This window comes from Pseudoalteromonas rubra (assembly GCF_005887095.1).
In the GTDB taxonomy this organism is placed as follows: Bacteria; Pseudomonadota; Gammaproteobacteria; order Enterobacterales; family Alteromonadaceae; genus Pseudoalteromonas; species Pseudoalteromonas rubra_E.
The window spans coordinates 45,473-58,596 of record NZ_PNCI01000024.1 but is presented as its reverse complement, the minus strand read 5'-3'; the positions used below and the strand labels follow the sequence as shown (position 1 = coordinate 58,596).

11 protein-coding genes are annotated in these 13,124 nt (G+C 50.6%); 6 read left to right on the top strand and 5 right to left on the bottom strand.

The window, feature by feature from the left end; translation table 11 throughout:
• The first annotated feature begins 1 nt into the window (after window position 1).
• Both CWB99_RS11435 and CWB99_RS11430 read left to right on the top strand, forming a co-directional pair.
• Window positions 2-1,174 (top strand): efflux RND transporter periplasmic adaptor subunit, encoded by a 1,173-nt coding sequence (locus tag CWB99_RS11435; RefSeq protein WP_138552385.1) that lies wholly within the window; start codon window positions 2-4, stop codon window positions 1,172-1,174.
• On the top strand, window positions 1,171-4,275 hold the full coding sequence (locus CWB99_RS11430; protein WP_138552384.1) for an efflux RND transporter permease subunit: 3,105 nt from the start codon (window positions 1,171-1,173) through the stop codon (window positions 4,273-4,275). The genes CWB99_RS11435 and CWB99_RS11430 overlap by 4 nt, the downstream gene beginning before the upstream one ends.
• A gap of 150 nt (window positions 4,276-4,425) precedes the next feature.
• Here CWB99_RS11430 and CWB99_RS11425 read toward each other — a convergent pair whose 3' ends face one another.
• The 5 genes from CWB99_RS11425 to CWB99_RS11405 all read right to left on the bottom strand — a co-directional run bounded on the left by CWB99_RS11425 (window position 4,426) and on the right by CWB99_RS11405 (window position 10,366).
• Window positions 4,426-6,549, bottom strand: a complete 2,124-nt coding sequence (locus CWB99_RS11425; protein WP_138552383.1) for a TonB-dependent siderophore receptor — start codon at window positions 6,547-6,549, stop codon at window positions 4,426-4,428.
• A 192-nt stretch (window positions 6,550-6,741) separates the two neighbouring features.
• On the bottom strand, window positions 6,742-7,968 hold the full coding sequence (locus tag CWB99_RS11420; RefSeq protein WP_283235370.1) for an NAD(P)/FAD-dependent oxidoreductase: 1,227 nt from the start codon (window positions 7,966-7,968) through the stop codon (window positions 6,742-6,744).
• 5 nt (window positions 7,969-7,973) lie between these two features.
• Window positions 7,974-9,362, bottom strand: coding sequence for an NAD(P)/FAD-dependent oxidoreductase (locus tag CWB99_RS11415; RefSeq protein ID WP_138552381.1), 1,389 nt, complete (start codon window positions 9,360-9,362; stop codon window positions 7,974-7,976).
• The gene (locus CWB99_RS11410) at window positions 9,355-9,675 is read right to left on the bottom strand and encodes a 2Fe-2S iron-sulfur cluster-binding protein (RefSeq protein ID WP_054015748.1); all 321 of its coding nucleotides are present in this window, start codon (window positions 9,673-9,675) and stop codon (window positions 9,355-9,357) included. Before CWB99_RS11410 ends, CWB99_RS11415 begins: the two co-directional genes overlap by 8 nt.
• Before the next feature lie 331 nt (window positions 9,676-10,006).
• Window positions 10,007-10,366, bottom strand: a complete 360-nt coding sequence (locus tag CWB99_RS11405) for a winged helix-turn-helix transcriptional regulator (protein WP_138544303.1) — start codon at window positions 10,364-10,366, stop codon at window positions 10,007-10,009.
• Window positions 10,367-10,474: 108 nt separating this feature from the next.
• On the opposite strand from CWB99_RS11405, the gene CWB99_RS11400 reads away from it, so the two are divergent.
• The 4 genes from CWB99_RS11400 to CWB99_RS11385 are packed head-to-tail and all read left to right on the top strand — an operon-like array spanning window position 10,475 to window position 13,101.
• A complete protein-coding gene (locus CWB99_RS11400) occupies window positions 10,475-11,056 on the top strand; it encodes an NAD(P)H-dependent oxidoreductase (protein WP_138552380.1) in 582 nt (193 codons plus the stop codon).
• 9 nt (window positions 11,057-11,065) lie between these two features.
• The gene (locus CWB99_RS11395) at window positions 11,066-11,614 is read left to right on the top strand and encodes a redoxin domain-containing protein (RefSeq protein ID WP_138552379.1); all 549 of its coding nucleotides are present in this window, start codon (window positions 11,066-11,068) and stop codon (window positions 11,612-11,614) included.
• 24 nt (window positions 11,615-11,638) lie between these two features.
• A complete protein-coding gene (locus CWB99_RS11390) occupies window positions 11,639-12,196 on the top strand; it encodes a carboxymuconolactone decarboxylase family protein (RefSeq protein ID WP_138552378.1) in 558 nt (185 codons plus the stop codon).
• A gap of 29 nt (window positions 12,197-12,225) precedes the next feature.
• Window positions 12,226-13,101: a phosphotransferase family protein gene (locus CWB99_RS11385; protein ID WP_138552377.1), complete on the top strand. Its 876-nt coding sequence runs from the start codon at window positions 12,226-12,228 to the stop codon at window positions 13,099-13,101.
• The last annotated feature ends 23 nt before the right edge of the window (window positions 13,102-13,124 follow it).

Below are 13,124 nucleotides of genomic sequence, written 5' to 3'. Positions count from 1 at the left end.
TATGGATACAAATAAAAATAAGTCTTCTTTTCATCAACTTAAACGGCGTTATGCGGCCCTTATAGCGGTACTGATTGCGGGTGGTTCCGCATGTGCAGCCTTGCTGACTCTGGCAAGTCCGGCAAAGGACACTCAACCACAGGATGTGCAACTTCCGCTGGTATCAAGCACTCCACTGTTAGCAATAGATCATCAAACAACACTGTCGCTGTCTGGGATTTTAAAACCCGCTGAGCAAACAGAGGTCGCTTTCGAGCTGCCAGGTAAAATTGCCTGGCTCAACGAAGCATTTATCGAAGGTGGCATTATTAACAAAGGCGATATACTGGCCAGACTGGACCCCTTTGATTATCAAACTCAGTTGCTGAACAAGCAGGCCGAACTGGCGCTGGCTCAGGCACATTTATCTGAGCAAATCGCCCTCGCGGATGTGGCCAAAAAAGAATGGGCACACAGCCCCCATGTCACAGAACTGGCACTGCGCAAACCGCAGGTCGCCAGTGCCAGAGCACAACTTAAGGCCGCCGAAGCACAATTGGCGCAGGCTGAAAAAGATCTGGCCCGTACTCAGTATTATGCGCCTTACGATTCACTGGTAATACAACGAGATACTGGCCTGGGCCAGGTTATCTCTGCGGGTCAGGCGCTTGGCCGACTGGTTAACCTGAGCTACGCAGAACTCCATGTGCCTGTTGCCCAGTTTGAGCGGCCTTTTCTGCCAGTGTTACCGGCACCAAACGTGCAGATCACAGCCGAGAATGTACACCGTACAGGCACACTTGTCCGGCATACCGGTCAGCTCAGTGACACGACCAGAATGGCCTACTATGTGATCCGGATAGACGATCCGTACGCACTGCATAGCTCAATGCCTGCTGTCTATTTTGGCCAGTTTTTGCAGGCACAGGTTGCGGGGATCACCCTTAAGAATGTGCTGAGAGTGCCACAAGAGTGGATTAAGAACGACACACTCTGGTTGACGAGTCCACAGCAAAGACTGGTGCAGTACTCTGCCAACATACTCCGCCGGGAACACAATTATGTTGTGCTCAGCGCCCCGCCGCTGTCAGACCATCAGGTTGTCACGCACTTGCCTGATTACCCTCAAACGGGCATGCAGGTACGCAACAAGTTGGCTCACACTCAGCTGGCAGCCAAAGGAGAAAAGCAATGACGCAGCGACATGGACTCATCGGTTATTTTGTCCATCATCCGGTTGCTGCTAACCTGCTGATGCTATTTATCGTCTGTATGGGGTTGCTCAGCTATCAGGGGATCCAGCGACAAACCTTCCCTATTTCTGACAATAACAGAATAATAGTGACGGCCACCCAGCTTGGCGCATCTGCCAGAGAAATCGAAGAAAACATCCTGCTTAAGATTGAACAGGCATTAAAACCACAAGTGGGTATCAAACGCCTGACCAGCCAGGCTACGCCATCACGCGGATTAGTCGATATTGAGCTGGAGCACGATCAGGATCTGCCTTACCGGCTGGATGAAATTAAAATGAAGCTGGATGCCATCGCGACTTTCCCAGCAACCATGGAGCCACTGCGTATTACCGAGCGAGCACAGCGCCAGCGTGCCCTCAGTGTTGTATTGTCAGGCCCGGACAACCCGCTGGCGCTGAAAAAACTGGGCAACGAATTAAAAGATGAGTTGCTGCAACTCGATGGGATCTCTCATGTTGACCTGTCTGCCATTCCCGACTACGAAGTTGCCATCGAGCTTTCTCCCATTCGCTTGCAGGAGTACAAACTGAGCCTGTCAGACGTCGTAAATGCAATCCAGACCCACGCAGATAACCTCTCCGCAGGCCGGATTAAAACCGCCCGTGGTAACATCTATCTCAGACTTGAGCAGCGAGGCTATCAGGGCAGCGCCCTTGCCAATACACCAGTCATTACCGGACCTTTGGGTGAAACTGTGCTGCTCCGAGATATTGCCACCATCAAGGATGGTTTTCGCGAGACCCTGGATGCAGGCCGCTTCAACGGTGAACAGGCGGTTTATATCATGGTGCTGGCAGCCAAAGAGCAATCACTGACCGCAGTGGTTGCACAGGTAAAAGCCTATATCGAATACAAGCGCCGGGCGTTGCCCGAGCATATTCATATCCACGAGTTTGTTGACGTTACCCATTATTTGCAGGGGCGCCTCAATATGATGCTGGAAAACCTCGCCCAGGGTGCCATTTTGGTGTTTATTGTGCTGGCCGTGTTTCTGCGCACCCGCCTGGCGGTCTGGGTGATGGTCGGTTTGCCGGTTTCTATGCTCGGCGCTTTTTGGTTAATGCCACTGTTTGGCATTACCATGAACCTGGTGTCATTATTTGCCTTTATTATGGTGCTCGGGATTGTGGTAGATGATGCCATCGTGATTGGCGAAAGCGTCTGTGAGCAGGTTGAGTCCAATGGGCACACACCCGCTCAGGTGATCCGGGGAGCACAAAAAGTCGCGATGCCAGCCACCTTTGGTGTTCTGACCACCATTGCCGTGTTTATGCCCTTTATGTTCAGCAGCGGACCCAACTCAGGGCAATTTATCGCCATCGCCGGGGTGTGTATATTATGTTTGTTTTTCAGCCTGATTGAATCAAAGCTGATTTTACCGGTACACTTAGCCGCAACCCGGTTACCACCTAAGCCGAAGGATCACTGGCGTAATCGTTTCAATGCCCGCCTTCAATATCTGCTACACAGCTATTATGCACCGTTGCTAAATCGCTGTATTCACTATCGTTATGCAGTCATCGCCGGATTTATTTGCCTGCTGGTACTGGCCCTCTGCCTGGTTATAAGTGGCTTATTACGCTTTACCCCTGTGCCCAAAGTGCCGCATGACTACCCGTCAATCAATATTCAAATGCACCATACGGTCTCTGAAGCACAGACACTCAACGCCGTCGAACAAATAGAGAATCTGATCAATCGGGTTGAGCATGCAATCCAGACCGAAACCGGTAAACCCATGATGGATGTGATGTATACCCGCATCGACCACCTCACTGAGGCGGAAGTGGTTGTCCCTTTGGTACCAGAAGCACAACGCCCCTTCGACACCTTCGAGCTGGCAAGGCGCTGGCGTGAACAGCTGCCCGATATACCTGGCGTTAAAAAGCTCACCATTGAATCAGATGTCATCGACATCGCCGAAAAGAGCGATCTTGAGTACCGCCTGTTCGCCAAAGACGCAGAAACACTGTCACGGGCAAGCCGGGACTTCATTAATCAGCTCAACACAATTCGTGGCGTACACAGTGTCTACTCTACACTGGATAACGCCCAGACTGAGTACCAGATCCAACTTAAACCACTGGCCCATCAGCTCAAGCTTAGTGCAAAGGAAGTGACTCGCCAGGTTGGTGCCCGCTTCTATGGTCTGGAAATACAGCGTATTATGCGCGAAGGTCAGGAAGTGGTGTTCAAGGTCCGTGGCACCCTCTCAGACCGCCAGCAGCTGAGCGCGCTGCCGCACACATTGATCACTCTGCCAAATGGTGAACAGGTGTTTTTTGGTGATGTTGCGCAAACCGTTGCAGTACCGGGCTTTTCGAGTATCCATCGGGAGCAGGGCCACCAGGTCGCAACCATCAGTGCCAATGTTGACGCCCAATACACCGCCGTTTCACACGTGGCCGATCACATCGACTCTCAGCTCCTGCCCGAGCTGACAAGCACTTATCAGGGACTCACCACTCAACCGGGCGTAGCGCTGGAAGCACAAAAACAAGAGCAAAGCCAGGTGATGAAGTTTGGCATCATTGGCTTGCTGGTGGTTTATTGCTTACTGGCACTGCCGATGAAGAGCTATCTGCAGCCGCTGATTGTGATGTCCGTGATCCCGTTTTCTGTGGTCGGGGCCCTGTGGGGACATTACCTGCTGGGATACAGTCTGAGCATGATGTCAGTCTTTGGGATTGTTGCCGCAGCGGGGGTTGTGATCAACGACTCGCTCGTCATGACTGATGTGATCAATCGTCAAAGGACTGCCGGGCAAGATATGAAAGCTGCGGTAGTAGAGGCAGGTATTGCACGCTTCAGAGCCATCTTGCTTACCTCGCTGACCACGTTTTTGGGGCTGGTACCCATTATGTTTGAATCGAGTCTGCAGGCGCAGTTTGTGATACCAACGGCCATTTCACTGAGCTTCTCGGTGGTGTTTGCAACCGCGGTAACGCTGCTTATGGTACCTTGCCTGTACGTGATGCTGGAGGATCTTAAACAGATCTTCACGTCATACAAACCAGCAGCCAAAGCCCATCAGCTTTAAATATAGAAAACCCGGCGGATATGCCGGGTTTTGTTCATCAGCGTAATATGCGCTTACTGCTTACGCTTGCGAAAATGCAGATAAAAAAATGTGCCCAGGCAGGGAGCGCAAGGGCACATTAAACACTTCTAACAAGTCGAAGGGCAAAAGTTAGAACTGATAAGAAGTCGACAATAAGACCTTGCGCGGCTCGCCTGGCTGCACCCAAATCTGAGAATATGAGTTGGTAAAGTGTTTACGGTCAAAGGCGTTATGTACCTGTGCCTTCACTGACCAGCGATCGCTGATGGCGTATTCGGCAAACAAATTCACAGTGACGTATGAAGGCAGATAAAACTCGGTGCCGCGCTGTCCCAATCGCTCATCGACGTACTGCGCACCTATCCCCGCAGACAACGCATTGCCATTCAAAGTATATTGCTGGCTGAGCTGAATGCTGGCCGCGTTCTCAGGGATATTCAGAAGGTCATCGCCTTTTTTGATGGGCGCGCCCAGGCCAGTATCAACAGAGTCTTTACTTACCTGCGCATCCAGATACGCGTAAGAGAACTGGATCTGAATATCGGCAGGCAACTGGCCAACGACATCCAGTTCAATGCCTTGACTCGTAGCTTCACCAATGGCGGCGCTATGGCCTGGGTGATTGAGATCCGCAACTATGATGTTAGTCTGCTCACTGTCAAAGTACGCCAGCGTAACATCCAGATTATTATCTAACAGTGACCATTTACTGCCGAACTCAATTGACTCGCTCTGGTTCGGGTCAAAGCTCTCATTTTTATAGTCAAGACCAAAGTTCAGGCGATAGCCTTCGCCATAGGTTGAGTACAGCGACCAGCTATCAGTAAACTGATATACGAGACCCAACTGCGGACTGAAGTGTTGTTCAGACTGTTCGAAGTATATATTGTTGCGTTTGTCGTCTGTGGTTTGCTTTAACCAGTCAAAACGACCCCCAATCCGCACCTGAAGTGCGTCAGTCAGGGCTATCTGGTCCTGGATATACAAACCCGTTGCCCACTGATTTTGTTGGCGCTCAATAAACGGGTTTGGGGTCGGTGGCGTATGCAGGCCATAGACAGGCTGATGAATATTAATGGCATACAGCTGCGCATCAGTCGTGTCCGGACCCAGCACTTCGGCGCGAGCAACTCGGTAGTCACGATCATACTCAAACCGGTCGTAGTCAACGCCCACGATAATATGATGCTTGATTGAACCTGTTGTGATATCACCCGCCAGTTCAAAGCGCGCCACGTACTGATCAGTATCATAGGCACGCAACCTGCGCTGTCGCGTCAGGGTCTGAAAATCACGGTAAAGTTTTTGCCTCGAAGGTGCAATATCGGCATCACTAGACAAACTATCCAGCTCTGTTTGCCTGAAAGCCAGTGCCGAACTCAGTTGCCAGTCGCTGTTTAAGTCATATAACCATTGAACCTGGTGACCATGGACCATAGTGGTGGTCGGCCCATCACCCGGCTCCCCCAGGAAACGCTCAATAGGCATAAAGTCAAAGTTACCATTCAGTGCGAGAATACCGCGGTCAAATGGGATCTCCTGCTCGGCATATTCAAAGTCATAGTGCCAGGTTGAATCTGCACTCTGATCAAACACAAATGACGCCATCAGGCCGTGCTTTTGCGTTTCTATGGTGTCGCGAAAACTGTCTTCTTCCTGATAAAAACCAATAAAGCGACCCGCAACCGAGTCTGACATTACAGTGTTGATATCTCCCACCAAACGACGATGCGCACGGCTGCCCGCCGTCAGTTCAAACTCACTGGATGACTGGAAAGTCGGCTTTTTAGTCACCAGATTAATTGAACCACCCGGCTCTCCTCGGCCAAACAAAGCGGCTTTTGGCCCCTTTAGCACCTCAACCCGTTCAATGCCCGACACATCCCGGGGACCAGAGAATCCGCGGCCTGCGTTAAAACCATTGACCAGATAGCCGCTGGGTACGTTTTCGTCCCCAAAAAATCCACGGATAGCAAAACTGTCCCACAGACCACCCAGGCTATTCTGACGGCTCACCGACGCAGACATATCCAACACCTGAGTTAATCCTGTTACGCCAGTTTGTTCAATCAGTTCAGAATCAAATTCGAACAGTGCTTCTGGTGATTGCAGGTGAGTGAAGTTACCGCGATAAGCCTGACGCTCTCCCTTTACTTCAATTTTTTCAATGGCACTGTCGGCATGTGCAGTAAACGCCGCAGCAAGAGACAAAGAGAGTACACTTAAACGACACGCAGAGTGTAAAGGTTTCATTATCAGTCCTTCATTATGATATATTATAACAACTAAGCGCGTGGACTGTACCACGAATGTAGCCAGCTGTTAAGACATAAGCTATGAAGTTTTTCTGCCGTTCAGCACTTTGTTTTTTATTAAGAATGTTGACACAGTTAAGGTTAAAATCGGGAGCCTCCCTGCCCCTCGAGTTTCTTCCCGTAATCAGAATTAACCGGCTTTTTGCTCGGCCTCGTCAAAACGCGCGACGCTGAACGGAGTCAGATCCAGCGAAGGGGTTTTGCCGGTTATCAGCTCAGTCATCAACTGCCCAGTAATCGCAGATGTCAGAATACCGGTACGGAAATGACCACAGGCATTCAGATATCCTTCGATCCCCTCAACCGGGCCCAGAATTGGCAACTCGTCCGGCGTGCCTGGTCGTAAACCTGCCCAGCAACGCTTTATGCTCGACTCTTTGAGAATTGGCAGGCACTTCATCGCACCCTGTGACAGCTCCTGGATCTTGTCCAGACTGTTGGTGGTATCAAAGCCCTTTTCTTCGGTGGATGAACCAATCAGGATCTCACCATTGTCCTTTTGTGCAATGTAACAATCGCTGGTGCTGATGCAGCCATTCATGATCTTCGGCATCCGCTCTGAGAGCACTATTTGTCCTTTCACCGGATAAACCGGCATAGTGCGTCCCGTTGCTTGCTGATACAGTTCATTCGCCCAGGCGCCGGACGCGTTGATCAGTGTATCGCAGAAGAACACTTGGTCATGGGTCTTCACCCCTTCCACCACATTGCCGTTGCGGATCACTGAGGTTACTTCAGTGTTCAGATGTAAAGACACCCCATTCTGACGGGCCCCTTCCAGGTAGGCGTCGACCAGTCGATACGGGTTCACCTGGTGGTCACAAATAAAGTCAATGGCCCCAATGGCATCGTCCGTTACATAGGGTTCTTCCTTTTTGAGCTCTTCGGCATCCAGCCAGCGCACCTGATCGGCCAGATGTGGGATCCCCTCAGTGATCTGCTCAGCGTATAACCTGTCTTCTTCGTTATACATAATAAATTTCAGACCCGTGCGCTCAAATTTAAAGTCCACACCATGTTTTTCAAGCATTTCCTGATGTAATGCCGGATACATATTGTTAGAGGTCAAGGCAAATTCAAAAAAGCAGTCTGGTAACTGGTGCGGGCGCATCACGGGCACTTCCTTACCCTGGGCTTCGCTGTGTAACTTAGATAAGGTCTTAAAAAAGATCACACCACAGCCCAGACCGACCGATTCACCGATAGCCCATAACCCGCCGGCAGACGCGCGTGACGCATTGCCAGGTTTCTTCAAATCAATTAGCGCGATTTTTAAATCTGTATCGCGACTCAAAAAGTATGCGCACGCTGCACCCACTGCACCGCCACCGGCGATGACAACATCATATTTTTTCATTGTGTTCATTCCATTAAAGTAAAGGGGATAGGATCAAGGGGAAAACGCGGTTTGATCACACCGATGTTTTCCGTCAGGCCCGCTTCGTGCAGGTAATCCAGAGCATATGAGCTGCAGGTTTTCCCCTGACAATCCCCCATGCCGATCCGGGTACGCATCTTCAGGCTGGTGATGTCTTTCACGCCTTGCGCAATGGCTTCGTCCAGCTGCTCACGGCGAACCTGTTCACAACGACACACCACAGTTTCAGGCGCTGCCAGCGTCAATAAACCGGGCTGCCTGTCTGAAAAGCGATCAAAGCCAAAGCGGAACTTTTTGATCCGGGCGAGCTTATTTTTTACTTTGGTTGCACGACTAAGCAACTGAGATTCTGTAATTTTTCCGCATTGCCAGGCTAGACGCAGCGCTGCCAACTGCCCCTCACAAATCGCCGCATCAGCGCCCAACAGACCATTGCTGTCGCCCACCACAAACGCGGCATGGTTTTGGCTCTGATGCCATTCATCAAGCGCAGGTACATAGCCACTGACCTTAGTGTAGTTATGCTCCAGACCCAGCAACATGGCTAGTTGCGTGCGTGCTACAAAGCCATAGCCAACCCCGATTGCATCCACTTCTACCTTAACTGCCAGGTCACGTTGAGGACGCCACTGGCTGTCATAAGGCGCAACCTGAATGCTCTTAAGTTGCTCATCCCCCTGGGCGCTGACGATACCCCAGCCATATTTGAAAGGAATCTTGTGCTTTTTGAGATAGCTCATCATGCTCATGCCTGAGAGCGTTAACTTGGGCTTGTTAAGCAGCGCAACGGCTTCTTTTGCCAGTTTGGCAAATGGGCTGGCTTCAAAGACACCCACCACATCTACACCCGCTTTGTGTAACTGGCAGGCAACCAATGGCAACAAAGGCCCTGTGCCAACCAGTGCCATACGCTGACCCGGCCTGACCAGGCCACTTTTAAGCTGTAACTGCACACCGCCAAGTAGCATAACACCGGGTAACTGCCAGCCGGGAAACGGCACACTGCGTTCATGACAACCCGTTGCAAGGATCAGGTGCGCGTATGGCTGACGACTCAGGCCTGAATTATCGCTGAGCAACAACTGATTGCTCCCTTCCGGGCCCAGTACCCGTGTTTGTGTTTTAACTTCAATTGAGTCACTGTGCGCCTGATACCGGGTTTGCAGTGCCGTCATGGCACGCTTTAAATTATCATCCAGGTGCGGCAAAGAATCAGTCTGGCGCAACGGACCACGATAGATCACCCCACCCAGTTTTGGGGCCTCATCGATGATCACCGATTTTAAACCATGACGTGCCAATTCCGCCGCCGCCGCAGTACCAGCAGGGCCGCCTCCCACGATCACAACCTGATCATGTATCTGACTAGTCATGTTTGATCCCCTCTTCCTTGAAACGATTGGTCAGGGTTTCGACCGACATGCGTGGCTCTACCAATGTCTGGCAGGCCCGCTGTTTATGCTTTGCATTGATTTTTACCTGACAACAATGACATACACCCATGCCACAATAGGCACCTGAGGCCACTTTGCGATCATTTTCCATCACTCTGGCATAGTTTGCCGCGAGTAACACAGACAACACGGTCTCGCCTTCACAGGCTTCAACAGGTTGATCATCGACGGTAATTTTGAAATTGCGCGAAGGCAGAGGCGTAATGTCTCTGGTACGCTTAAGTGATTTCATAGCTTGTCTCTCTCGTGTAGTGATACATCATCAACCGCAATATCAGTACGATTGATAAACAGGACAGGCGGAGAGCCACTGACGCTGAGGGTAACTTAAAATGATAATTAAAAGTTAACTGCTTAAAAGTGTGTAACCGTTTTTCCGGTTCCTTTCGCTCGTCTATGCCCTATTTTAGGCACATTTAGCTCATCTCCTGTGAACGAGAGAAGATTAACTCGGAATAAACAATTATTCCATATTTATTTACATTGAATAAACAAAACTTGATCTGGATCTGGGCATGCCGGTTTTTAAGGCACATGCCGTTGTGTGTACCCGTACTTTAGCACTAGCTCACTTGGTGAGACTCAGACCAGACGCGCAGTTGCTCCAGAATATGCAATGCCGATCGACCAAACTCGGTCAGCTCATAGGTTACTGCAACGGGTCGTTCGTTCACAACGGTACGCAGCACCATGCCCTGAGCTTCCAGCTCCTTCAGACGTTGATCGATCATTTTTTTGCTGGCTCCTCCAAGCATTCTGGCCAGATCGTTAAACCGCACCGGCTCATCTTTAAGATGATAGATAATGGATCCCGTCCACTTTCCGCCGATCAAACGCATACCCTTCTCGATAGCACAAGGTTCCTCGCATGCATTTAAAACTTTTTTCCTTCCCTTACTATCTGTTTTAACAACACTTTCCACAGTCTGCACTCCAATTATAGGGTGGTTACCAAAAGTAAACTAATTGAATAAAGGTTACAGGTTACTATTATAAACCAGGTTAGTAATTAAGCCTACCGGAGAATTAACATGAACAAAGCCCTGATCATTAACGCTCATCAGTATTACCCGTTTTCTGAGGGAAAACTCAACGCGACCCTGGTGGATAAAATGGTGTCTCATCTCAATACCAAAGGATTTGAGACCCGGGTTGTGACTATGGCTGAGCCGCTGGATATTGAACAACAACTTGAGCTGCATCGCTGGGCGGATGTGGTACTGCTTCAGTCCCCCATTAACTGGATGGGCCTGCCCTGGTCGTTTAAAAAATACATGGATGAAGTGTACACCGCAGGTATGGGTGGTGCTTTGTGTGATGGCGACGGCCGTTCGGCAGACAACCCCAAAGCCAATTATGGCCGCGGTGGCACACTCAGCGATACGCGTTATATGCTGTCTGTGACCTTTAATGCCCCGGCAGAGTCATTTAACGACGAACACGAGTTTTTTGAAGGTAAAAGTGTAGATGACTTGCTATTTCCGGCCCATATGAACTTTAAGTTCTTTGGCATGCAGTCTATACCTACGTTTAGCTGTTTTGATGTGATGAAAAACGCAGACATTGAACGCGACCTTGCTCGCTTTGAGACCCATTTAAATACCTACTTTTAAGGAACTGCCATGAGCCAAGCGTACCAGTACACTCAAAAACTTCACCCCGGTAGCCCGTTTCCGGATATTCAGGTCACTCTGGCCGACGGCAGTACACGCCCTCTGGCACAAGCCAATGATGACGACCGCTGGCAGTTGGTGCTGATTTACCGTGGCCGCCATTGCCCTTTGTGTACTCGCTATCTCAATGAGCTTGAGCAATTCAAAAACAAGCTCGCCGACATCAAAGTAGACATTGTTGCTGTCTCGGGAGATAGCCTAGCGCAACTCCAAAGCCACAGTGAGCAGCTCAACGTATCGTTTGCACTGGGCTATGGTCTGAGCCTTGAAGAAATGCAAACGCTGGGCCTTTTTATCTCTGATCCGCGCTCCGCACAGGAAACCGATCATCCGTTTGCGGAACCCGGACTCTTTGTAGTTAATCAACAGGGAAACATTCAGGTGACAGATATCTCGAACAACCCGTTTGTTCGTCCGGACCTGACTTCTCTGGTGAATGGGCTGGCCTGGATCCGCGACCCGGATAACAACTATCCCATTCGCGGTATGCACCGCTAAGCCGAATTGCACAGGAGAAAAACCATGTTTACCTATTATGAGCCCGATACGGCACCAGAAAAATCAAAGCCGCTGATGGAACAGTCGCTGGCCAGTTTTGGTATGTTGCCCAACCTGCACAAAGTACTGGCAGAGTCGGCTGTAACCTACAAAGCGTATAACGACACCTTTAGCACTTTTATGCAAGAGACCAGCCTGTCAGCGGTTGAACAACAAGTGGTCTTTATGACCGCCAACTACGAAAATAACTGCCACTATTGTGTGCCGGGCCACACCTGGATGATGAAATCGGCCGGTATGCCCGAGGCGCTGATCACCGCACTGCGCGAAGGCACATCGCTGCCCGACAGCAAGCTTCAGGCACTACAGGACTTTGTAAAAGCTTTGCTGGCCAAACAGGGCCACATTGGCGACGACGCACTGAATGCTTTCCTCGCTGCCGGATACCACAAGCAGCAGGCGCTGGAAGTATTGACCGGTCTGGCTGCCAAGCTTATCTCCAATTTTACCAATGCCCTGGCCAAAACCGAGCTGGATCCGCCCATGCAGCCCTACCAGTGGACGCATCCGAATTCACGGTAACCGTCTGCGCCAATTTGCAAAATATACGCATGAGTGTAATTGCTTTGCCAGAGCTGCGCGACGAGAGTACACAGCACAGGCCGCTTAGTGGCGGCCTGACCCATAACACCACTCTGCTGAAAAGAGGTGACGGAAGCCTTTGGGTATGTAAACGCTCACTTGGACGCAATCATTCAGGGCTGGAAACTGAGGCCTATGTATACTCATTGCTGACACTCTCTCGCTTTATGCTACCGGTTGAATTTCATCACAGTGAAACTGGCCCGCAGACGTTATTACGACCCTATATTGAAGGAAAAAGCATAAGTGACTGGGCGGCATTAGATATCGAACAGGTGATCACCCTGCTTAAACAAGTCCACCAGATAACTCATGCGCGTCACGGCAAAGTCAGTGCCCCTGCCGGCCTCACACTGAACCCGGCAAAACACCTCACCGCTATCTGGCGATACTTTCGTAGTCGGACCGCAGAGCATGCCAAACTGACCAAACTCTACTCCTCACTGCATCCGGTATTGCAGGCGCGCCAGCCCTGTTTTGACCAGCTCAGTACCTTTACGCTCAATCACGGTGACTTCCACCCCGGCAATCTCATCGTTACGCCAGCTCAGCAGCTCATCCCCATTGACTGGGAGCGCGCACATTTTGGCGACCCCGCATTCGACCTGGCCCTGCTCAACTGGCACGGCAACGGCCCCATCGTTGACTCAGCGTTACAAACCCGCGCCATTGCGCTTTACACTCAGTGCCCCGCAGAACGAACACTACTGGAAAAACGCGTAATCTGCTGGAGCTTACTGCGCCTGTTTAATGATTATTTGTATCTGACGCACAATAAATTAAAAGTGCAGAAGGTGTCGCGCTTTGAAGAAACCACATCAATGCTTCTGAATGCGGCCAGCTGAAGCCACATTGCCGGATTTACATA

What these genes read in the sequence shown, in the direction of transcription:
- CWB99_RS11400 (WP_138552380.1), top strand. Translation starts at nt 10,475, where the DNA reads ATGAACAAAGCCCTGATCATTAACGCTCATCAGTATTACCCGTTTTCT.
- CWB99_RS11410 (WP_054015748.1), bottom strand. Translation starts at nt 9,675, where the DNA reads ATGAAATCACTTAAGCGTACCAGAGACATTACGCCTCTGCCTTCGCGC.
- CWB99_RS11385 (WP_138552377.1), top strand. Translation starts at nt 12,226, where the DNA reads ATGAGTGTAATTGCTTTGCCAGAGCTGCGCGACGAGAGTACACAGCAC.
- CWB99_RS11395 (WP_138552379.1), top strand. Translation starts at nt 11,066, where the DNA reads ATGAGCCAAGCGTACCAGTACACTCAAAAACTTCACCCCGGTAGCCCG.
- CWB99_RS11390 (WP_138552378.1), top strand. Translation starts at nt 11,639, where the DNA reads ATGTTTACCTATTATGAGCCCGATACGGCACCAGAAAAATCAAAGCCG.
- CWB99_RS11415 (WP_138552381.1), bottom strand. Translation starts at nt 9,362, where the DNA reads ATGACTAGTCAGATACATGATCAGGTTGTGATCGTGGGAGGCGGCCCT.
- CWB99_RS11425 (WP_138552383.1), bottom strand. Translation starts at nt 6,549, where the DNA reads ATGAAACCTTTACACTCTGCGTGTCGTTTAAGTGTACTCTCTTTGTCT.
- CWB99_RS11420 (WP_283235370.1), bottom strand. Translation starts at nt 7,968, where the DNA reads ATGAAAAAATATGATGTTGTCATCGCCGGTGGCGGTGCAGTGGGTGCA.
- CWB99_RS11435 (WP_138552385.1), top strand. Translation starts at nt 2, where the DNA reads ATGGATACAAATAAAAATAAGTCTTCTTTTCATCAACTTAAACGGCGT.
- CWB99_RS11430 (WP_138552384.1), top strand. Translation starts at nt 1,171, where the DNA reads ATGACGCAGCGACATGGACTCATCGGTTATTTTGTCCATCATCCGGTT.